The sequence below is a fragment of the Paraburkholderia sp. JHI869 genome (assembly GCF_038900775.1).
GTDB lineage: Bacteria > Pseudomonadota > Gammaproteobacteria > Burkholderiales > Burkholderiaceae > Paraburkholderia.
This window is the reverse complement of the sequence record NZ_JAYMSC010000001.1, coordinates 389,438-411,248: the sequence shown is the minus strand read 5'-3', so window position 1 is coordinate 411,248 and position 21,811 is coordinate 389,438. Positions and strand designations below refer to the sequence as shown.

15 protein-coding genes are annotated in these 21,811 nt (G+C 65.2%); 6 read left to right on the top strand and 9 right to left on the bottom strand.

The features are described 5' to 3' along the window. Positions 1 to 65: 65 nt before the first annotated feature. Positions 66 to 890 carry a WecB/TagA/CpsF family glycosyltransferase gene (locus VSR72_RS01905; protein WP_342950707.1) on the top strand — a complete coding sequence of 275 codons (825 nt, stop codon included), beginning with the start codon at positions 66 to 68 and terminating at the stop codon, positions 888 to 890. Between the two features lie 58 nt (positions 891 to 948). Here the strand turns inward: VSR72_RS01905 and VSR72_RS01900 are convergent, their stop codons facing one another. Together VSR72_RS01900 and VSR72_RS01895 are read right to left on the bottom strand one after the other, a co-directional pair. Next, positions 949 to 2,391 carry an undecaprenyl-phosphate glucose phosphotransferase gene (locus VSR72_RS01900; protein WP_342950706.1) on the bottom strand — a complete coding sequence of 481 codons (1,443 nt, stop codon included), beginning with the start codon at positions 2,389 to 2,391 and terminating at the stop codon, positions 949 to 951. Between the two features lie 600 nt (positions 2,392 to 2,991). Then, complete coding sequence (locus VSR72_RS01895) at positions 2,992 to 3,339, bottom strand: DUF4148 domain-containing protein (RefSeq protein WP_342950705.1); 348 nt, start codon at positions 3,337 to 3,339, stop codon at positions 2,992 to 2,994. Positions 3,340 to 3,623: 284 nt separating this feature from the next. Here VSR72_RS01895 and VSR72_RS01890 point away from each other — a divergent pair, with 284 nt between their 5' ends. From VSR72_RS01890 to VSR72_RS01880, 3 genes are read left to right on the top strand one after another with little or no spacing between them, the layout of a single operon-like run. Next, on the top strand, positions 3,624 to 6,833 hold the full coding sequence (locus tag VSR72_RS01890) for an efflux RND transporter permease subunit (RefSeq protein ID WP_342950704.1): 3,210 nt from the start codon (positions 3,624 to 3,626) through the stop codon (positions 6,831 to 6,833). A 10-nt stretch (positions 6,834 to 6,843) separates the two neighbouring features. Then, the gene (locus VSR72_RS01885; protein ID WP_342950703.1) at positions 6,844 to 8,073 is read left to right on the top strand and encodes an efflux RND transporter periplasmic adaptor subunit; all 1,230 of its coding nucleotides are present in this window, start codon (positions 6,844 to 6,846) and stop codon (positions 8,071 to 8,073) included. A 12-nt stretch (positions 8,074 to 8,085) separates the two neighbouring features. Then, the gene (locus VSR72_RS01880) at positions 8,086 to 9,576 is read left to right on the top strand and encodes an efflux transporter outer membrane subunit (protein ID WP_342950702.1); all 1,491 of its coding nucleotides are present in this window, start codon (positions 8,086 to 8,088) and stop codon (positions 9,574 to 9,576) included. Here VSR72_RS01880 and VSR72_RS01875 read toward each other — a convergent pair. After that, positions 9,551 to 10,966, bottom strand: a complete 1,416-nt coding sequence (locus tag VSR72_RS01875) for a heavy metal sensor histidine kinase (RefSeq protein ID WP_342950997.1) — start codon at positions 10,964 to 10,966, stop codon at positions 9,551 to 9,553. The two genes, VSR72_RS01880 and VSR72_RS01875, sit on opposite strands and share 26 nt — an antisense overlap. 8 nt (positions 10,967 to 10,974) lie before the next feature. After that, positions 10,975 to 11,652: a heavy metal response regulator transcription factor gene (locus tag VSR72_RS01870; RefSeq protein ID WP_342950701.1), complete on the bottom strand. Its 678-nt coding sequence runs from the start codon at positions 11,650 to 11,652 to the stop codon at positions 10,975 to 10,977. Between the two features lie 402 nt (positions 11,653 to 12,054). On the opposite strand from VSR72_RS01870, the gene VSR72_RS01865 reads away from it, so the two are divergent. Beyond that, positions 12,055 to 13,641 (top strand): methyl-accepting chemotaxis protein, encoded by a 1,587-nt coding sequence (locus VSR72_RS01865; RefSeq protein WP_342950700.1) that lies wholly within the window; start codon positions 12,055 to 12,057, stop codon positions 13,639 to 13,641. A 110-nt stretch (positions 13,642 to 13,751) separates the two neighbouring features. Here VSR72_RS01865 and VSR72_RS01860 read toward each other — a convergent pair whose 3' ends face one another. The 5 genes from VSR72_RS01860 to VSR72_RS01840 form a co-directional block, all read right to left on the bottom strand. Beyond that, positions 13,752 to 15,101, bottom strand: coding sequence for an aromatic acid/H+ symport family MFS transporter (locus VSR72_RS01860; RefSeq protein WP_342950699.1), 1,350 nt, complete (start codon positions 15,099 to 15,101; stop codon positions 13,752 to 13,754). 386 nt (positions 15,102 to 15,487) lie between these two features. Beyond that, positions 15,488 to 16,255 (bottom strand): class II aldolase/adducin family protein, encoded by a 768-nt coding sequence (locus VSR72_RS01855; protein ID WP_342950698.1) that lies wholly within the window; start codon positions 16,253 to 16,255, stop codon positions 15,488 to 15,490. 205 nt (positions 16,256 to 16,460) lie between these two features. After that, the gene (locus VSR72_RS01850) at positions 16,461 to 18,236 is read right to left on the bottom strand and encodes a tannase/feruloyl esterase family alpha/beta hydrolase (RefSeq protein ID WP_342950697.1); all 1,776 of its coding nucleotides are present in this window, start codon (positions 18,234 to 18,236) and stop codon (positions 16,461 to 16,463) included. A 191-nt stretch (positions 18,237 to 18,427) separates the two neighbouring features. Beyond that, on the bottom strand, positions 18,428 to 19,156 hold the full coding sequence (locus VSR72_RS01845) for a substrate-binding domain-containing protein (RefSeq protein ID WP_342950696.1): 729 nt from the start codon (positions 19,154 to 19,156) through the stop codon (positions 18,428 to 18,430). Between the two features lie 85 nt (positions 19,157 to 19,241). Beyond that, on the bottom strand, positions 19,242 to 20,267 hold the full coding sequence (locus tag VSR72_RS01840; RefSeq protein WP_342950695.1) for an amidohydrolase family protein: 1,026 nt from the start codon (positions 20,265 to 20,267) through the stop codon (positions 19,242 to 19,244). Between the two features lie 359 nt (positions 20,268 to 20,626). Here VSR72_RS01840 and VSR72_RS01835 point away from each other — a divergent pair, with 359 nt between their 5' ends. Then, positions 20,627 to 21,808 (top strand): epoxide hydrolase family protein, encoded by a 1,182-nt coding sequence (locus VSR72_RS01835; RefSeq protein ID WP_342950694.1) that lies wholly within the window; start codon positions 20,627 to 20,629, stop codon positions 21,806 to 21,808. Positions 21,809 to 21,811 lie beyond the last annotated feature (3 nt).

Sequence of the window (21,811 nt, the reverse complement as noted above, 5' to 3'; positions counted from 1 at the left end):
CGCCGGTTCAACGGGCGCCGTGCGTGGCTCTCGTCGTGCGCGCGCGTCGGGGTCACAAAAACAAGATGAGCACGCCTTACATAACAGCGGCGCCGCAGGCGGCCGCACGGGGTGTTTTCAAGCCGAGCATTCCCTTGTTCGGACTCGATATCGCAGCCGTGTCGTTCGACACCGCGCTCGACGTGCTTTGCACGGCGGCTTTGCAACGCGACGGCCGGGCGCGCGTGGCGGTCACGCCGAACGTCGATCACGTGGTGCGTCTCGACACCCAGCCCGAGCTTCAACGCCTTTACTGCACCGCCGACTTCCTGTTCGCGGACGGCATGCCCGTTGTCTGGGCGAGCCGCCTGTTCGGCGCGCCGCTGCCGGAACGCGTGACCGGCTCGGACCTGCTGCCCGCACTGTGCGAGCGCGCCCACGCGAGCGGCTGGAAAGTCGTCGTGGTGGGCGGCCGCCCGGGTCACGAAGCCACCCTCGTGGACGGCTTCGCGCGGCACTATCCGGGCCTCGACGTCGAGGTGATCGCGCCTTCCATGACGTTCGATCCGACCGGCCCCGAGGGCGATGCCGTGGCCGAGCGCGTGCGCGCGGCCGCGCCCGATATCGTGTTCGTGTGCCTCGGCATGCCCAAGCAGGAACGCTGGGCGCTGCATCACGCCGGCAAGCTGCCGGGCGGCCTCATGCTGTGCGCGGGGGCGGCCGTGGAATTCGCCGTCGGCCTGCAGCAGCGCGCCCCGTCGTGGATGCAGCGCTGCGGCCTCGAATGGTGCTGGCGCATCAAGCAGGACCCCGCGCGCCTGTGGCGCCGTTACCTCGTGGACGACCGCCGTTTCTTCAGCATCCTGTGGCGCCACTGGCGCATGGCGCGTACGCAGCGCCGCACGGCGTAACAACGTCAATGCGGATGCGGCCGGCTCATGTCCGGCCGCCTCTCGCGCGGCGCACGCTTCAAACCGCATTGCGGCCCGAGACGATCGACGGGATCGTCTTTAGCAGGATCTGCAGGTCGAGCCACAGCGACCAGTGCGTGATGTAGTAGCGGTCGTACTCCACACGGCGCCGCATCTTGTCGGGCGTATCGGTCAGGCCGCGCAGGCCGTTGATCTGCGCCCACCCCGTAATGCCCGGCTTCACGCTATGGCGCAGCATGTAGCCGGTAATCAGCTGCCGGTACTCTTCGTTGTGCTCCGCCGCGTGCGGGCGCGGCCCTACGAGACTCATCGAGCCGCCCAGCACGTTGAAGAGCTGCGGCAACTCGTCGAGCGAGGTGCGGCGCAGATAGCGCCCCACGGCCGTGATCCGGTCGTCGCCGCTGCGGGCCTGGCGCACGCCCTTCTCTTCTACATCGCCCTCGTTGTGCGCCGCGACGCGCATCGAGCGGAACTTGTGTACGACGATCGCCCGGCCGTGCTCGCCGTTGCGGCGCTGTCTGAACATCACCGGGCCCGGCGAATCGAGCCGGACCGCCAGCACGATCGCGAGCATGACCGGCCACAGCAGCGCGAGCAGAAGCGCCGCGCCGGCAATATCGACCAGGCGCTTGAGCAAACGCGAAAGCCCCAGGATGGGAATGTCGTGGAGCGCCAGCAGCGGCACGCCGGCCAGCTCTGCGCTGGTCGTCGCGATGTCTTCGAGGTAGTGCAGTTCGGGCACGAGATAGATCGCGGCCGTCGAATCGTAAAGACGCGTCACGATGTCGGCCGTGATGTCCTTCACCCCGGCGGCATCGGCCGGCGTCATCGCGGCCTGCCCCATCGCGAGGAACACGATCTCGTAGTCGTTCGCGTGAATGTGCGCGGCGGCGTCTTCATAGCGGCCGAGATACGGCGGCAGCGTTTCGCCGTCGCGCGGCGCGGCGGGCGCATCGTCGTAATAGCCCAGCACGTGAATGCCGAGAACGGGCGAACGCTGCAGGCGCAGGTTCAGCTTGCGCGCCTCGCTGCCCATGCCGAAGAACACCGCACGGCGCAGGTTGCCGGGCGCGTTGTTGACGCTATGCGCCACGCCGCGCAACACAGCCAGGCCGGCGAGTTGCAGCGGCAGCGCAACGACGGCCCATTGCGCGACCAGTGTGCGCAGGTCCGTCGTGCCGCGATCGCCTTGCGTCACGAACAGCAGCACGATGAGCGCGACCGGCAGCCGGCACCAGCGCCATGCGCCGCGGCCCAGCATCCACCAGAGATGGCGCGCGCTCGCAATCAGGTGAAACCGCGCGAACACGACGAACGCGGCCACGGCGAACGCGCCGGTCAGCGCGCGGGTGTACGGCGTGTCGCCGGTCTGTCCGCGCAGCAATAACAACGCGACGAGCGCGCCCGTATTGAGCGCCGCGCTGATGACACCGACCAGCGCCATAAAGAGGCGGTGATGGTGGGTCGACTGGGTGGACATGACGGGTTCGGCCAGTATGTGCGACTGTTTTATACGCCTGATTGGCATGACGGCGGGATTCGACCGCGGGGGGAATAACCGTCTGCGCAAGGCGCAACAGCGGCAAGCGGCGGCAGACGATTCGCCGCAAAGACGAACCGTGAGTCTCAAACGCCTGCAATTCGACGCACATTGCGAACGTACGCGCTTCTTTTAAACATGGAGCGCAGTTCGCGGTGCAAGACGGCCGTCCCCGCCGGCCTGATGGCGCTCACTCCTGTACCGGCGGCGCGAGTGGTCTGGATTCACGCCGATAATCCGGAATGGAGAGCTGCCATCCCATATTTGCGCGTATCTTACCAGTCCATTATGAATTTGCGTGGCCCGGGAAGGTGCCAGCGTAAAAACACGTAATATTGTGGCGGATTTGCCAATGCGCCTGATTTAACGCCGCCTTTATTAATAGGGCGTGTTCGCGGCATTAATAAAAATGAATAACGATATTTTGTGCGCGAAAGGGGCGAATTACGTCCGCGCAAACGTTTGATCCGGTGAATCGGAATGCGCGGCGGCGCCCGGCTCTATCGCCGGAGGCGCCGCGCCCGACGCTCGGTAGCGTGCTCAGTGACCCGCATAAATCGACCGCCCGCCAACGCTCGCCACAACCGGTGCGCCTGCGTCCGAGCTGCCCGTCATCGCCACGCCGCCAACCGCCGAACTCACCGCCGCGGCGTGCTGGGCCGTTTGCGCCTGCTCTTGCGCCACGATCGCCTCGGCGTGCTGAATGTCGTCCGGATAGTTTTGATCATTGGCGATTGGACGGTACCCCGCCTGCTCCAGCCGCTCGAGGTCGCCGATCACCTGAGCGCGCGTCACCGGCGCGTTGGCGGAGTTGACGGTCTGTGCGAAAGCGGCGGCCGGAGCGGCCAGGGCGCAGGCAACGAGCAAAGTGGAAACGAGTGCTTTCATGATGTTCACCTCTCAATGTACGGCCGCCGCATCGGGAAGCGATGCCGCCTCAGCCGCCCTCGGCAATGTCGCGAGGGTTGACTGCATTCTGGCTGCGCGGCGCTGACCCAAAGCTGACCTTCTGATTACGAGTTCGTTATCTGGGGAGAGCGCGCCTCGCACGGCCAACGCGCGGCCAACATCCCTTCGCCGCAAACATGACAAATCCGTAATGTCGAGGTCAGCACCGGGTAAGCGCGCCCTCCCGATACTTGCGCCAATCCTGCCTCAACCCGGACACCGTCATGTGGATCGTCAAACTGGCGCTCAAGCGGCCTTACACGTTCATCGTGCTGGCCGTACTGCTTTTCATCCTCGGGCCGCTCGCCATCATGCGCACGCCCACGGACATTTTTCCGAACATCAATATCCCCGTGGTCAGCATCGTCTGGACCTACAACGGCTTTTCCGCCGAGGACATGGCGCACCGCATCACCTCGAACTACGAGCGCGCCCTCACCTCGGACGTGGACGACATCGAGCACATCGAATCGCAGTCGCTCAACGGCGTCTCGGTCGTCAAGGTGTTCTTCCACCCAGGCGCCGACATCAACCGTGCAATTGCCGAGGCCGCGTCGAACTCCGCTTCGATCTTGCGCATCCTCCCGCCTGGCACACTGCCGCCGAACATCATCACGTACAACGCCTCGACGGTGCCGGTGCTGCAACTGGGCCTTTCCAGCGCGACGCTGCCCGAGCAGTCGCTCTACGACCTCGGCAATAGCTTCATCCGCACGCAGCTCGCCACCGTCCAGGGCGCGGCCGTGCCGCTGCCCTATGGCGGCAAGATCCGCCAGATCATGGTGCAGCTCGACCCGAAAGCATTGCAGGCCAAAGGTCTCGCACCCGCCGACGTCGTGAACGCCGTGAACGCGCAGAACCTCATCCTGCCCGGCGGCACGGCGAAAATCGGCTCGCGCGAATACAACGTGGAGATGAACGGCAGCACGCAAACGGTAGCGGCGCTCAACGACCTGCCCATCAAGACGGTGAACGGCAGCGTGGTGTATGTGCGCGACGTGGCTCACGTGATCGACGGCTACGCGCCGCAAACGAATATCGTGCGTGCCGACGGAAAACGCGCGGCACTCCTTACCGTCGAAAAGACCGGCAGCGCCTCCACCCTCACGATCATCCAGCAAGTGAAGGCGATGCTGCCGAAGATCGCCGCGGGCCTGCCGAAAGCGCTCAAAATCACGCCGCTTTCCGATCAATCCGTGTTCGTGAAGTCGGCAATTTCAGGCGTGGTGCGCGAAGCGCTCATCGCCGCTTGCCTCACCGCCGCGATGATCCTGCTCTTTCTCGGTAGCTGGCGCGCCACGCTCATCATCGCCGTGACGATTCCGCTTGCTGTTCTCACGTCGCTCATCGCGCTCGCGGCGCTCGGCGAAACCATCAACATCATGACGCTCGGCGGGCTCGCGCTAGCCGTCGGCATACTCGTTGATGACGCAACCGTCGCCATCGAAAACATCACGCATCATCTGGAGCGTGGAGCGCCGCTGCACGACGCCATTCTCAACGGCTCCGGTGAGATCGCCGTGCCGACTTTCGTCTCCACGCTCTCCATCTGCATCGTGTTCGTGCCGATGTTCCTGCTTTCGGGCGTCGCGCGTTATCTCTTCGTGCCGCTCGCCGAAGCCGTGGTGTTCGCGATGTGCGCGTCGTACTTCTTCTCGCGCACGCTCATTCCCACGCTCGCCATGTACCTGCTGCGTGCGCGCACGCAAAGCGACAAGCCTGCGCGTGGAATTGCCGGCGCATTGACGCGTTTTCAGGCTGGCTTCGAAGCGCGCTTCGAAGCCGTGCGCAACCGCTATCGCACGCTGCTCCAGGCGGCCATTGCGCAGCGCCGTCGCTTCGTCGTGCTGTGGGTCGCGCTCTGCCTCGGCTCGCTCGTGCTCGTGCCGTTCACGGGCCGCGACTTCTTCCCCGCCGTCGATACCGGCGAAATCCGCCTGCATCTGCGCGCGCCCACCGGCACGCGCATCGAGGAAACGGCCCGTATCACCGACGAAGTCGAAGCGAAAATCCGCAGCGTGATTCCGCCCGCCGAACAGGCCGCCGTGCTCGACAACATCGGCGTGCCGGTGAGCGGCATCAACCTCACGTACGACTCGTCGGACCCCATCGGCCCCGAAGACGCGGACATCCTCATCACGCTCGCGCCGAAGCACAAGCCCACTGCGCAATACGTGGCGAAGCTGCGCAACATGCTCAACGCGTCGTTCCCGGGCGTGACCTTCGCGTTCCTGCCCGCCGACATCGTGAGCCAGATCCTGAACTTCGGTCTGCCCGCGCCGATCGACGTGCAGATCGTCGGCAACAAGCTCGCGCAGAATCGCGTCGTGGCGAACCGCCTGCTCGACGAAATGCGCGGCGTGCGCGGCCTCGTCGACGCGCGCATCCAGCAGCCCGGCGACGAGCCCACCATCAACGTGAACGTGGACCGCACCAAGGCCTTGCAAGCGGGCCTCACGCAGCACGACGTGGCGCAGAACCTGCTCATCGCGCTCTCCGGCAGCTCGCAGACCACACCCAACTTCTGGCTCGATCCGAAGAACGGCGTGAGCTATCCGCTCGTGACCGAGGTGCCGCAATACGACATTCATTCACTGCAAACGCTCGCCAATATTCCGGTGACGACGTCGCAATCCGTCACGTTCACGCCGCAAAGCCAGCTTGGCACGCTCGGCACCGTTTCGCGCACCTCGCAGGAAGCCGTGGTCTCGCACTACAACGTGCAGCCCGTGCTCGACATCTTCGCCTCGACGCAGGGGCGCGACCTGGGCGGCGTCGCCTCCGACGTCAACCGCCTCGTGAACGCCGCGCGCGCGCAACTGCCGCCAGGCTCGTCGATCGTGATGCGCGGCCAGGTGCAGTCGATGAACGCATCGTTCAGCGGCCTCGCAGCGGGCCTCGTGTTCGCCATCGCGCTCGTGTACCTGCTGATGGTCGTGAACTTCCAGTCGTGGCTCGACCCGCTCATCATCGTAAGCGGCCTTCCGGCCTCGCTCGCCGGCATCGCGTGGATGTTGTTCGTCACGCAAACCACACTGAGCGTGCCGGCGCTCACGGGCACGATCCTCTGCATGGGTATCGCCACGGCCAACAGCATTCTCGTCATCAACACGGCGCGCGAGTCGCTCGCCGCGGGCATGGAGCCGCTCGCCGCCGCGCTCGACGCGGGCTTCAACCGCTTTCGCCCGGTGCTCATGACGGCGCTCGCCATGCTGATCGGCATGTTGCCGATGGCGCTGGGTCTCGGCGACGGCGGCGAGCAGAACGCGCCGCTCGGGCGCGCCGTGATCGGCGGCCTTGCCATCGGCACGCTTTCCACGCTCGTGTTCGTGCCGGTCGTGTTCGGCATGGTGCATGGCTGGCTCGCGAAACGCCGCGCCGCTCGCGATGCCAGCAACGACGCGCAAGCCAGTGCAACCACTCACGTTGAATAAGGATTCCAGAATGAACCCGCTCACTCCGCACGAGCATCGCGACGCGTCAGCACAACCGGCCACGCCCGCCGGGCCCGCGCGCGAGCGCACGGCTGTCGTAGTCGGCCTGACCTGCCTCGCAATCGCCGCAACGCTCCTCACAGCGGGCATCATGCCGCGCCTCCAGGCCCATACGGCGCAGGCCCAGCAGGTTGCGGCGCAGCGCGATCTGATCGTTTCCACGCTCACGCCGACGCGCGCGCCCGCGACGCAGGACCTGCTTCTGCCCGGCTCGGTCATGTCCTGGGCCGACGCCTCGATCTACGCGCGCACGAGCGGCTACGTGCAGCACTGGTACACGGATATCGGCGCGCACGTGAAAGCGGGCCAGACGCTCGCGCAGATCGACACGCCCGAACTCGATGCGCAACTCCAGCAGGCGCGCGCCGACGAAGCCACGGCACAGGCCAACTATCGCTTTGCAAACAGCACGGCGCAACGCTGGCAGACGATGTTGCAGACGCAATCGGTTTCCGAGCAGGACGCCCAGGCGAAAACGAGCGACGCCGCCGCGAAACTCGCCACGCTCCAGGCCGCGCAGGCCAACGTGGCTCGGCTACAGGAACTGGTCTCGTACCAGAACGTGACAGCGCCCTTCGACGGCGTGATCACAGCGCGCAACGTGCAGGTGGGCGCGCTCGTCACTGCGGGCGGCACGCCCGGCCTCGCCACCATGCCCGGCGAGCTGTTCCATATTTCGCAGACCGACCGGCTGCGCGTATACGTAGACGTGCCTCAGGACGACGCAAGCCTCGTCACGCCGGGCACGACCGTCTGGTTGACGACGCAACAATATCCGGGGCGTCGTTTCGAGGCGAGCGTCGCGCGCAGTTCGAACGTGATCGACCCTGTGAGCCGCACGCTGCGCGTGGAAGTCGACGTGGACAACCACGATGGCGCGCTCATGCCCGGCGCCTACGCGCAAGTACACCTCGCGCTCACGGCTTCTGCGCCAGCGCTCGAACTGCCCGTGAGCGCGCTGCTGTTCCGCCCCGACGGCGTGACAGTCGCGGTCGTGAACGCCCAAAACAAGGTGCAATTGCGCGAGGTGACCATAGGCCGAGACTTCGGTACCTACGTGGAAATCGCAACGGGGCTCGCGCCGGCCGACCGCGTGATCAACAACCCCGGCGACGCCATTGCCAGCGGTCAGAGCGTGCGCGTGGCGGCGGCCTTCACGGCTGCAAAACCGAAAGCGTAAGCGAGACTCATCATGTTCGAACGCCCTCTTCCTGCGCTGCGTCGGGTCGTCGTCGCCTGCACGGCAGCGTCCCTTACGGCATGCACCACGTTGCCGCACTACAGCACGCCCTCGGTGGACGTGCCCGCACACTACGCCACCCAACCCACACCACCCGCAGCGGCGCCCGGCTGGAGCGTCGCCGCGCCCGCCGACGCCAACCCGCGCGGCCCGTGGTGGACGCTCTTCGGCGACAACGACCTCGACCAGCTCGAAGCCCGCGTAGACGTGTCAAACCAGACCGTGCGCGAGGCCGTGGCCAACCTCCAGGCCGCGCGTGCGATGATCGACTATCAACGCGCGGGCTATGCGCCTGTCGTCACGGCGGGTGTGGCGGCGCAACGTTACCGGACCTCGCAGAATCTCGTGGACCACTCGCTTGCGGGCAAGACGATCCCCGACTATTCGACGGGCCTCACGGCAAGCTGGGAACCCGACCTGTTCGGGCGCGTGAAGGACGCCACCACCGAGGCGCACGCCAACGCACAGGCCACCGAAGCCGATCTCGAATCGGTATGCCTTTCGGTGACGAGCCAGCTTGCTTCGGACTACTTCGATTTGCGTTCGCTCGATCGCCAGAAAAAACTACTCGACGACACCGTGACCGCCTACACGGCGGCGCTGCGCATCGTGCAGCAGCAGCTCGCCGATGGCGCGATCGACGCCTCCGCCGTCGCCCAGGCGCAAACGCAGCTCGAAAGCGCGCGCACGGCGGACAGCGACATCGACGTGCAGCGCGCGCAACTCCAGCATGCCATTGCCACGTTGATCGGCGTGCCCGCTTCGACGTTCAGTCTGCCGCCGCGCGTCGACCCTGTCATCGTGCCGTCGATTCCCACAGGCGTGCCTTCCGCGCTGCTCGAACGGCGTCCCGATATCGCCGCGGCGGAGCGGCGCGTGGCGGCGGCCAATGCGAGAATCGGCGAGGCGCACGCGGCCTTTTATCCCGACCTCACGCTCTCGGCGACGGCGGGTCTCGAAAGCACCTTCTTCGCGCCGTGGCTCAGCGCGCCCAGCCTCTTCTGGTCGCTCGGCTCGCAGCTAGCGGGCACGCTGTTCGATGGCGGGCGACGCGACGCCACGCTCAAAGGCGCGAACGCGCAGTACGACGCCTCAGTAGCCGGCTACCGTCAAACCGTACTCACGGCGTTCCAGCAAGTCGAGGACAACCTGAGCGCGCTCGATACGCTGGCCAGTGAAGCCCAGAGCCAGCAACGCGCCACGGCCGCCGCGCAACTTTCGCTCAAGCTGACCACCAACCGCTACCAGGCGGGCGCGGTGAATTATCTCGATGTGGTGACGGCGCAGACCATTGCGCTCACGAACGAGCGCAACGAAGAGCAGATTGCAGGAAGACGGCTCGACGCGAGTGTGCACTTGCTAGAGGCGCTCGGCGGCGGCTGGGATCGCGCGGCGCTGGGCAACCTGAGCGCCAGGTCTACGAACGCGCGAACGTCAGGATGAAACGCGTGCTCGCCGCGTCGCTCTCGGCGCGTGCCGAGCCGCCGTGCAGTGCCATGATCGTGCGCACGATCGCGAGCCCGAGCCCCGCCGACGCGCCCGCACGCGGTTCGCTGTGGCGCGACGCATCGGCGCGGTAGAAGCGGTCGAAAATGCGCTCCAGCAGCGCCGGGGCGATGGGCGTTCCCGGATTGGTCACCGTGACTTCGACGGCCGTTGGCGTCTGTGCGACGCTCAAGGTAATCGCTGCGCCGCGCGGCGTATAGCGCAGCGCATTGGCGAGCAGATTGCCCACGGCGCGCCGGAACAACTCCTTGTCCGCGCGCAGGCGGCCCGATCCCTGCACGCGAATCTGTACGCCGGCCTCGTCGGCGAGACCTTCGAAGTAGTCGGCAATCTGCGTGAGCGCGTCACTCACGTCGAACTCCGCGAGCGTCGTCATGAACTGCGGGTGCTCCGCGCGCGCGAGAAAGATCACGCTTTCTATCATGCGCGAAAGTCGTTCGCATTCCTCCAGATTCGATTCCAGCAATGCTTCATATTCGGCCGTGGTGCGCTCACGCGTCAGCGCCACTTCGTTCGCGCCGCGCAGATTCCCGAGCGGCGTGCGCATGTCGTGCGCCAGATCCGCCGTATATTGCGACATACGCTCGAAGCCGCCATGCAGCCGGTCAAGCATGGCGTTCAGCGACTTCGTGAGCGCTTCCAGCTCGCTTGGCGCGCCCTCGACTTCGATCGGCGTGTCGAGCCGGTCCACCGTGACCGTGGCCGCGCGCGCCGCCATCTCGCGCAGCGGGCGCAGCGACTCGCGCACGAGCAGCCAGCTCATGAGAAACGCGAGCAGCATGCCCGCCAGGCCGAATCCGTAAAGCCGTTCGCGATAGTGGTCGAGCAGCCGCCAGCGGTCGGTCATGTCGCGCGCAATGACGATCGTGACGGGCGTGCCGTCCACAAGCGCCGCGTCCGTGGCGAGTCCGCGCACCGGCACGCCGCGCGCGTTGCGCCACGCCACCACGTCGCCTTCGGTAATGCGTTGCGCAGGGGGAAGACGCCTTGCGAGCGCCGCTTCCGGAAACGCTGGGTCCGCAATGCTCGCGGTGTTGTGCTCGACCAGTTGCGCCCCGCCGGTGCCGAGGATTTCCATGGAAAGCGCGGGATTGCCGAGCACCTGGCTCGTCAGGCGCTCCGCATGCTCGCGCACGTCGTGCTCGCTGTGCAGTTCCTGCGCGAGGCGGCGCGTGTGCCGCGAGATCAGCACGATGTCGAGGTCGTCCTGCTGCTTCACTTCGCGGTCCAGCGTGAAATAAAGCGTGCTGCCCACGAGCGCGAATACCGCGAGCGTGGTGCCCGCGAAGCTCAGCGCGAGGCCGGTGGTGAGCGAGCGCACCGCCACGCGCGGCATCAGGCGTTCCCTTTGATTTCGGCGACGTAGCCCACGCCGCGCACCGTATGGATCAGCTTGACGTCGAACGCGTCGTCCACCTTCGCGCGCAGGCGGCGAATGGCCACCTCCACGACGTTGGTGTCGCTGTCGAAGTTCATGTCCCACACATATGAAGCGATTTGCGTGCGCGTGAGCACTTCGCCCTGGCGGCGCACGAGCAGTTGCAGGAGCGAGAACTCCTTCGGCGTGAGGTCGATGCGCGCGGCCCCGCGTTTCACGCGCCGGCGCGTGACGTCCACTTCGAGGTCGCCGAGCATGAGCACGTCGCTCTCGCGCGGGGGGCCACGGCGGGCCAGCGTACGCACGCGTGCGAGCAGTTCGACGAACGCGAACGGCTTGACGAGGTAGTCGTCCGCGCCCAGTTCGAGGCCTTTCACGCGGTCGCTGATATCGTCGCGCGCGGTGAGGAAGAGCACCGGCGTGGTGTGCGTGGCGCGCAGCGTCTTGAGCACCGTCCAGCCGTCCATCTCAGGCAGCATCACGTCGAGCACGATCACGTCGTACGCGGCCTCCTTCGCGAGGATCAGGCCTTCGGCGCCGTCCGCGGCTACGTCCACGCCGTAGCCGGATTCCTCGAAGCCCTTCTTCAGATACGCGCCGGTCTTCGGCTCGTCTTCGATCACAAGAATGCGCATCGCCGTTCAACTCTGAGTGTGTCCGGCTCAATTGTATGCGCTCCGCCACTTGCTGCGCGTATGGGCGCCCGGCCCGCTGCCGCGCCGGATCTTTGCTGTTGGCCTTGCGAACGGTCGTATCGAATCTGCTTTGAGGAAGTTGCGAAAAAGTTATCGCGGACTGTGCCTTCGGGCACGCACCGGAAGCCGTTGGGCGCTTCGCCTTTGCGGACGGAAGCTTATGCGGCGGGCGTTTCCGACGCGGCGACCCGGCGCACTCCACGGCGCTTCGCTTCGTTTATCGCCGTGCTGCGCGGCGGCGACGGTTTTTGGCCATGCGCTGCCCCATTCATGATCGAAAAGGCAGGCCGATAAGCAGCGAACGACAACAGGACAACCACTCAAAAGCGACGGAGACCAAGCGTGCACACCGAATCATCGACCCGACCGAACCCTCAGGGAGAAGCCTCTCTCCCATCCGGAAAGCTGCTCGTTTCCACGACCGACACGCGCGGCGTGATCACCTACTGCAACGACGCGTTCATCGAAGCCAGCGGCTTGTCCCGCGAGGCGCTGATCGGGCACCCGCACAACGTCGTGCGCCATCCCGACATGCCCGCCGAGGTGTATCGCGACATGTGGGCCACGCTGAAGAAGCGCGAGCCGTGGGTGGGCGTGCTGAAGAACCGCATCGGCCACGGCCGGCATTGCTGGGTGCAGATTGGCGTGACGCCCATCCTCGAAGGGCAGCATGTCGTTGCATACCGGGCCGTGCACACCGCCGCTTCGCGCGAACAGGTGCGAGCCGCCGAGGCGCTGTATGCGACGTTACTCGCGCAGCAAAGGGCCGGCCGGCAAGCGCACCATCTGCAGGCCGGCGCGATCGTTCGTAAGGACATGGTCGGGCGGCTGTCGCGCTTCGTGCATCCCACCATGAAAACGCAGACCTACCTGCTCACGAGCGGTCTCGCGGCGGCCGGCATGGTTACGGGGGTGCTCGTCGACGGCGGCGCTTCGTCGATCACGCCCGTGCGAACGGCGATCGGCCTCGCCGCCTGCGTGGCGTTCGGTGTGCTGGCCGAATACCGCATGCGCTTCATGTTCATCTACCCGCTGCGCCGCCTGCTGGGCGCCGCCACGAGGCTCGCCATGGGCGACCTCACGCAGCAGGTCGAGAACACCTGGAAGCCCACAGGCGTGGTCGGCAAGCTGGAGCAATCGGTCAATCAGGTCAGCCTGAACATGCGCGCCATCGTCGGCGACGCCCGCGAACAGATGGCGCGCATGAGCGCGGCCACGGTGACCGTGGCCGAAGGCAGCCAGAAGCTCTCGGCGCGCGCCGAATCGCAGGCGGCGAGCCTCGAGCAGTCCGCGGCCTCGATGCAGCACATTGCGGCCAACGTGCGGCAAACGGCCGACGCGGCGCGCCAGGCGGCCGCCAGCGCGGGTCACGCGCGCGCGATTACCGAAGACAGCGGCCGCGCCGTGGAAGCCATGACGGTGACGATGCAGGGCATTACCGAGGCCTCCCGCAAGATCGGCGAGATCATTCAGGTAATCGAAGGGATTTCCTTTCAGACCAACATTCTCGCGCTCAACGCGGCCGTGGAAGCGGCGCGCGCGGGCGAGCACGGGCGCGGTTTCGCCGTGGTGGCGAGCGAGGTGCGCAATCTCGCGGGCCGCGCGGCGATGGCGGCCAAGGAGATCGCCGGGCTTATCGTCGACTCGACGCAGAAGGTTCAGGAAGGTTGCCAGCTCACCGAAACCGCCCGCGAAAAGATGCAGCAGGCGGTTCAGGCGGTGCGCGAAGTGAATGGGCTCATCGACGAAATCAATACCGCGACCGGCGAGCAAAGCGCTGGCATCGCCGAAATCAAGCAGGCGTTGGATCACATCGAAGCGCTCACGCAGCAGGACAGCGCGCTGGTGAATCACTTTTCGATCTCGGCGAATACGCTTGGGCAGAACGCGGAAACCGTGATCGAAACGGTGGGGGCGTTCAGGATTTAACTTACCTGGCGGAGGCCTTGCCTCCTTTTTCGCGCCAAACGAAAAAAACGGCGCGGCAGTGCAATTCGCACCGCCGCGCCGCTCAATCCAGCGCTGTTGCTAATTCAAACTCAGTGTGCCGCGCTAACCTGCGTAGCCGGTTCGGAGTGACGCGCACGCTGCGAAACCAGGATCGCAATCGCCGCGAGCACCGCCGGTACAGCGAGCATCGCCAGAATCGCGGCGAATTCCCAGCCAAGGCCCAGCAGTGCGCCGCCAATGGCCGAGCCGAAAATGCTGCCGAAGCGGCCCATGCCCAGCATCCAGCTCACACCCGTTGCGCGCGCAACGGTCGGATAGCGGCCCGGCGCGTAGGCGTTCAGGCCCGTTTGCGCACCGCTCATGCAGAAGCCCGCTGCGAACACCAGCAGGGCGAGCGACGAGGAAAGCGCGCCCACGCCGGCCAGCGCCAGCACACAGATGCCGCCGCCAACATACGCCGCGCTGATCACGCGCGCCGGACGCACCTTGTCCATGATCCAGCCCACCAGCACAGCACCGATCGTGCCGCCAATCTGGAACATGGCCGTGACGTTCGCCGCCACCGTGATGGAGAGGCCCGCATCCTTGATCAGCGTGGGCAGCCAGCCGGTGAGCAGATAGATGACGAGCAGGCCCATGAAATACGTGACCCACAGCGCGAGGGTCATCACGCCATAGCCTTCCGAGAACAGCACGCCGATCGGCTTGCGCGTGGGCAGCGGCGGCTCCGTCGAGACGAAATTCTCGTCGCCCGAAAAGTTAGCGCCGGTCACGCGGTTGAGCGTCGCGGCAATGCGCTTGCTCGTGGCGCCGCGCACGGCGAGCAGACGCGCCGACTCAGGCAGCAGCCACGCTTGCAGCGGCACGAGCACGAGCGGAATGGCGCCGCCGAAAATCAGCACCGCGCGCCAGCCGTGATTCGGCACGAGCCAGCCCGCCGCGAAACCGATCAATGCCGAACCGAGGTTGAAGCCCGTGAACATGATCGTGATGAGCAGCGCGCGGCGGCGTTGCGGCGAATACTCCGAAAGGAGCGTCGTCGAGTTCGGCATGGCCGCGCCAAGACCGATGCCGGTCAGCACGCGCAGCACCGCCATCGAAACCGGCGACTGCGTGAACGCCGTGAGAATCGTGAAGACGCCGAAGAGGAACACGGAGGTGATCAGCACCCACTTGCGGCCAACGCGGTCAGATGCGGGGCCGGCGGCCAGCGCGCCGATCACGAGACCGATGGGCGCCGCGCTCATGACGAGCCCGAACTCGGGGCGCGAAATGCCCCACTCGTGAATGATGGAGGGTGCGACGAACCCCATGATGGCCACGTCCATGCCGTCGGCGGTCACCGCGAGAAAGCACAGCGCCACCAGTAGCCACTGGTAGGCCGAAATATGGCGTTCGTCGATGAACGCCTTGATATCAATTGTTTTGCTGCCAGACATCAGTAGTCTCCTGTCCGTTCTGTGGTCCGCCGCTCGCTCATGCCCGAGTCGAATTTTTACGAAGTGCTATCCGTCGGACGCACGATAGGTGGCCCGCCCTTCGCTTGAAAGTGCGGGTTAACCACATATTTGATACGTATAGGCCCGTGCAGATGGGCGATTGCGGCGCGGCCGCACCCGCGATATCGCCCTGGAAGCCGCGCCGCGCATAGGCCGGGCCAAATCAGCGCGTGCTTTGCCTGTCGTGGGATACGGCCGGAATCGAATCCAGCGTGATAAACAAAATCGATGTTCTGCGAAGGGATTCGCAAACGTGATGGACGATCGTGCGGAATTCAGTCGCCGCTACATCGCCGGGCGTGTGCCCGCCGTGATTTGAAATCACATTAGTCGGCATAGCCTGGGTTCATGCGATCGAGCCGGCGCAGCAACCCAGGCCATGCGAGAGCCCCCGTGCTAACGCCCCTCGTCACCTGAGCGATCTGCTGCTTGATGCCTTCAAGGATCGGCTGCGCGATCGGCAATAGTTTGGAGCCTCCCGCCTGCGCGCGGACCTGGATCATGCACGACGCTTCGAAAAAATACATCGCGACGAATGCATCGGCCGCCGTGGCGCCCACTGTCAAAAGACCGTGGTTTCTCAGCATGAGGTACGTGTTGTTTCCAAGGTCGCGTACGAGCCGCGGCTTTTCCGCTTTGTTGAGCGCAATGCCCTCGTAATCGTGGTAACCGAGCGACGCGAGTACGCCAAGTGACTGCTGCGATAAAGGCAATAGGCCCCGTTCTTGCGCAGATACCGCGACGCCATTGACGGAGTGGGTGTGCATCACGCACAACGCATCGTCGCGTGCAGCGTGAATTGCGCTATGAATCGTGAAGCCCACCGGATTGATTTCATACGGAGAGTCCATCACCTTGCGGCCATCGAGATCGATCTTGACCAGCGAGGATGCGGTGATCTCGTCGAACATGAACCCGTATGGGTTAATCAGGAAATGGTGCTCGGGTCCTGGCACGCTCGCGGAAATATGCGTGAAAACCAGGTCGTCCCAGCCGAACAACGCAGTAAGCCGGTATGCCGCGGCAAGGTCGACGCGCGCTTGCCATTCGGCTGCGGAAACGATCTGTTTCAGGTTCACATCGGATGAGGCCATGAAGAGACTCCCTTTTCGATGGTCACGGTGATTCTGGAAAACGCCTTCGAGCAATGTCGTCGAGATTCCCATGTGGAAACTGTCGGGTCGCCGACAATTCGCAATGTAATCTAGGGCACGGCCGAGCGCATTCTGCCGCCCACAAGAAGCAAAGCCAGCCCCGAAGGGCTGGCCGGTTCAACTGCGGATCATGCAAGTATGCGCGTTATGGCGCGGCAACGCCCTGCGTGGTCGGCGTGTACGACGTATAGAAGCTCGAGCCCGCCCAGGTATGCGTAGGCTCGTTATACAGCGGTGCGCCCTGCGTCCAGTTCGCGCCGAGGTGCCAGTCGCCAGTGCCCGTGAACTGCGCGACTGCCGGGTACGGATACACCGGGCGGCTGGCCGTCACATTGCTGGACGCATCGGTCTGGTAGGTCATGACCGCGTTCGGGGCCGTGCCCTGCTCGGCCCACCCCGTGATCTGCGAGACGAGGTCGATGTTCGGGAAACCTTCGCCGCCACCGCAATGCGCGACGCCGGGCACGAGGTACAGGCGTGCGAAATCGCTCACGTTCGAGGCGCCCATCGTGTTCTGCATCGCCTCGTAGTACTGGATCGTGAACAGCGGCGAAATATGTTGATCCGCCCAGCCGTGCCACAGGATCAGCTTGCCGCCCGCCTTCTTGAACGCCGAGAGGTCGGGGCTCGTTGCGTCCATCAATGGATGGTTGGCCTGCAGGTAGGTCGGGTAGAAGCTCGCGTCCGTGTAGCCGAAGGTATCGATGGTCGGCATGGTGGGCGAGCCCGTGAAGATCAGGTTATAGGCGCCCGTCACGATCATGTAGCTGAACAGGCTCTTCACCGAAACCGGTGCGGCCGTCGAGTTCGTCGTCGGCACTTCCACGCCTACCCAGTTCTCTTCCGAACCCCTCTGCGGGGAGCCCGCCAGCATGCGCTCGCCCGTTGTCGCGTCCGTCGGTCCGCCGTAGATCTTGCTCGCAGTGTCCACCTCGGCTTCGGTCAGGCAGTTGCTCGTGTTCGTCGCGCCCTGCGCACACTGGATCGATGCGGGATCGAAATTGCAGGTGCGCGGGTCGGCGATCAGGCCATCGGGCACGCCTGCCTGGCCGCCGCATGCCGCCACGACCGCCTTGTGCAGCACGAGCGCCTTGTCGGCGTAGAGCGTTGCGTTGCCGGTGCTGTCGCCGGTCGTGCTTTGCGACTTCACGCTCCAGCCGTGATAGAGCGAATTCTGGATCTGGAAGTGTGCCGCCGGCGCGCCCGCGACGATGCCGTTATAGTCGTTCGGGTAACGCTGCGCCGCCATGAGCGCTTCGCGGCCGCCATCCGAGCAGCCGATGAAGTACGCATACTTCTGCGTCTGGCCGTAATAGGCCTTGATGAGCTTTTCCGCCGTAAGCGTCGTGATGTGCTGGCCGCGATAGGCGAAATCGGCCTGCTTTTGCGGGTCCGTGGTCCACGTCGTGTCGTTGCCCGAGTGGCCCATGTCCGTCGCCGCCGTCACGAATCCGCCTTCCTGCACGAGCGGGCACGTGTAGCTGAAGCTGAACGACGATTGCTGCGTCGGGTCGCTCACGTTGCCGCACAGCCCGCCGCAGCCCAGCGCCGCGAAGCGCTGCGTCCACGTGCTCACCGGCAGCGCGACTTCGAACGTATTCGAAGGCGCGAGCGTGCCCTTCACGGTACAGAAGTTGACCGCTGCGCCGTTGACGGTTGCCGTGGTCACGGTAGCCGAAGTAATCGCGCTGCCCGAACCGCCAATATCGGTGATGTCGACCGCAGCCAGCTTCGAGCAATCCACCACGGGCGCGACCACGGCGAGCGGCGCTTTCGACGCATCGCTGCTGCTGGTGCCGCTTCCGCCACTGCCGCACGCCGCCACGAGCGTGGCCGCCGCGAAGATGGCAAACAATGAGAGCAGCGATGCTGCACGTGCGCGCCCACTCGTGAAAAGCCGCCGGGTATGAAGCTTTCTCATGCTTGCCTCCTGGTATTGTGGGTATTGGTTTTCTTCTGATTCACTTTCACGCCTCCGATTCTGTTGTTTTGATAAGGATGTCTAACTAATGCAAGTGCGTAGACCGTGCAACACGAGATGTCCAATCCAATTGCCTTATTGCGCCTTCTGTTTTTCTTATTGCCGTCTTGCTGCCGTGCCCTGATGCCCTGCTACTGCCCCAACTCCGCGCCGCCCGCCGGCTCCATGCCGAACGCCCGCTTGGTCGCCTCGGCGCGTTCCGAACCCAGGAACGCGAGGAAGTCCGCCGCCGCGGACCGCTGCTGCGACACAGCGCAGATCGCCGCCGAAAAGACCGTGACGAGTTGAGCCCCCGCGGGCAGCGGCCCAATCACGTCCACGCCGGGCACGTCCTTTAGCTCGCTCAATTGCTGAAACCCGATCTCGACCTCGCCATCCGCGATCAGGCTCGCCACCGGCACGCCCGGCTGCGCCATCACGAGTCGCGGCGCGAGCGTTTCGGCCACGCCCCAGCGTTCGAGCAGACCGAGCAGATGGTCGCCGCTAGGCCCCGTCGAATAGCCGATGCGCGCTGCGCGCAGAATCGTCTCGCGCAATGCGCCTTCGGTGCCGATATCCGGATGCGCCGTTCCCGTGGCGACGGCCGCCGCCATGCCGGAGCGCACGACCTCCGTGCGAGCGCCAATGAGGTGCCCGCCCGCCGCCAGGCGCTCGATCGCAGCCGAGGCCAACACGGCGAAATCGAACGCCGCGCCCGCCTGCACGCGCCGCGCGGCTTCCACGCCGCCTATCGCGGCAACGGTGAGCAGCTGCCCCGTTTCGCGCGCGTATTGCTCGGCGAGACCCGCGAGCAGGAGGCGCGTCGCCATCGACCCGACACCCGCCAGCGCGGCGTTGTTGTTCACGTGTTCCTTTGCCATTGACTTCCGTTTCAGTCGAGAGAGCGAGGCGTCTTATTTTGCGCTTCGTCGGTGTTGCACAGACTGCGAGCCGCCGCGTGGGCGCTCACAACCCCTTTGCCTTGAGCCGCGCGTCGAGGCGCGGATAAACGCGGCGCGCGTTGCCTTCGTAGATCTTGTAGCGATCTCCTGCGTCGACATGCGCGGCTTCGATATAACGCTTCGTGTCGTCGAAGTAGTGACCCGTCTCGGGGTCGATGCCGCGCACCGCGCCGATCATCTCGCTTGCGAACAGGATGTTGTCCACGGGAATCACGCGCGTGAGCAGGTCGATGCCGGGCTGGTGATACACGCAGGTATCGAAAAACACGTTGTTCAGTAAATGCTCGTTGAGCGGCGGTTTTTTCAGCTCTTGTGCGAGGCCCCGAAAGCGCCCCCAATGGTACGGCACCGCCCCGCCGCCGTGCGGAATCACAAAGCGCAACGTGGGAAAATCGCGGAACAGATCCGATGTCAGGCACTGCATGAATGCGGTCGTATCCGCGTTCAGGTAGTGCGCGCCCGTGGTGTGGAAGCACGCGTTACAGCTCGTGCTCACGTGGATCATGGCGGGAATGTCGTATTCGACGAGCTTCTCGTAGATCGGGTACCAAAGGCGGTCGGAAAGCGGCGGGCTGGTCCAGTGGCCGCCGGAAGGGTCGGGATTCAGGTTGACCGCCACGTTGCCGTACTGCTCCACGCATCTGACGAGTTCTTCGACGCACGTGGCGGGATCGACACCCGGGCTTTGCGGCAACATCGCGGCTGGCACGAAATGCTCGGGAAAGAGTTCGCTCACGCGGTGGCACAGCTCGTTGCAGATCGCGGCCCACGTGCTCGACACCTGGAAGTCGCCGATATGATGGGCCATGAAGCTCGCGCGCGGGCTGAAGATCGTGAGATCGAGACCGCGCTCGCGCATCAGCTTCAGCTGATTGAGTTCGATCGATTCGCGCAATTCGTCGTCGCCGATCTTCAGCTCCGATGCCTTCGGCATCCCGGACGGATTGGCGATGCCCGCTATCTGGCGCTTGCGCCACGCCTCCAGCGCTTTGGGCGCCGTGGTGTAGTGGCCGTGAATGTCGATGATCATTGGGACCCCTGCTGCTGATTCGAATCGTTGCGCTACGGTACGAACTGGCCCCGGCGCGCTAGTAGCCAGGGCAATTACCTAGATTGCGCGAAAAACATCATTCATGCCAATAAGCGCGTGCGGCAGCCGCACACCAGGAATGCCGGAAACCACGGACGCCGCGGGGTTTGCGCGGCGCCCGGCGGCCCCAAAGACACCGCGCCGGATTTTCGAATCGCCAATAAATAAAACGGATGCCTCGATAAACATCTGGTAAGCGATGGAGCGAATTCGAAGGATCCTTGGGGTGGCCGCTGTGCTACGGCGAATACGCTCATAATGGTCGGCCCTTTGGCCTGACATTACGTGGACGAACCACCATGCATATCGACCCATTCGAGATTCGCGTTCCCGAAGAGGCGATCGACGACCTGCGCCGGCGCTTGCGCGCCACGCGCTGGGCCGCGGCTACGCCCGCGTCGGCGTGGCAACAAGGCGCCGACAATGCATGGCTGCGCGAGCTGGTCGCCTATTGGGCAGACGAATACGACTGGCGCGCCGCCGAACACGCGCTGAACCAGTTGCCGCAGTTCATGGCCGAAGTGGGTGGCACGGACGGTCCGGGCGGCGCAACGGGACAACGCGTGCACTTCGTGCATCGGCGCGGCGCGGGACCGAAGCCCTACCCGCTCGTGATCACGCACGGCTGGCCGGGCTCGTTCTTCGAATTCCACGCGCTGCTCGACCGGCTTTGCGACCCCGCCGCGTTCGGTGCGGACCCGGCCGATGCGTTCGATGTCGTCGCCCCGTCGCTGCCGGGCTTTGCCTTTTCGCCCGCGCCGGCCGCGCCCGGCACCTCCGCGTTCCAGATAGCGGACCTGTGGGCCGCGCTCATGCGCGGTCTCGGCTACGAGCGCTTCGGCGCGCAAGGGGGAGACCTCGGCGCGGGCGTGTCCATCGCGCTCGCCGCGCGGCACAGCCAGGCCGTGGAGGGCATCCACCTGAACTTCCTGCCCGGCTCGTACGAACCCGCAGTCGATGCCGCGCAAGCGCCGCTCACCCATGAGGAACAAGACTTTCTGCGCGAAAAAGCCGACTGGGCCGCGCGGGAGGGCGGATATGCGCATATGCACAGCACCAGGCCGCAAACCGTGGCGGCGTCGCTCAATGACTCGCCCGCGGGACTTGCCGCGTGGATCGGCGAGAAGTTTCGCGCGTGGAGCGACTGCGACGGCGTGATCGAGCGCCGCTTCTCGAAGGACACGTTGCTGACCGACCTTTCGCTGTACTGGTTCACGGGCAGCATTGGCACTTCCATGCAGATGTATTGGGAAAATGCGCTGCAGCCGTTTCGTTTCGCCGCCGGGCAACGTGTGGCGCCGCCGGTCGCGTTCGCGCGCTTTCCCAAGGAGATCAATCACCCGCCGAGGTCGTGGCTCGAGCGTGTGTTCGACGTCGTGCAATGGACCGACATGCCGCGCGGCGGCCATTTCGCCGCCATGGAAGAGCCCGATCTTCTCGCTGCCGACATTCGCCGCTTTTTCAAACGCTTCCGGGAGTGAGGG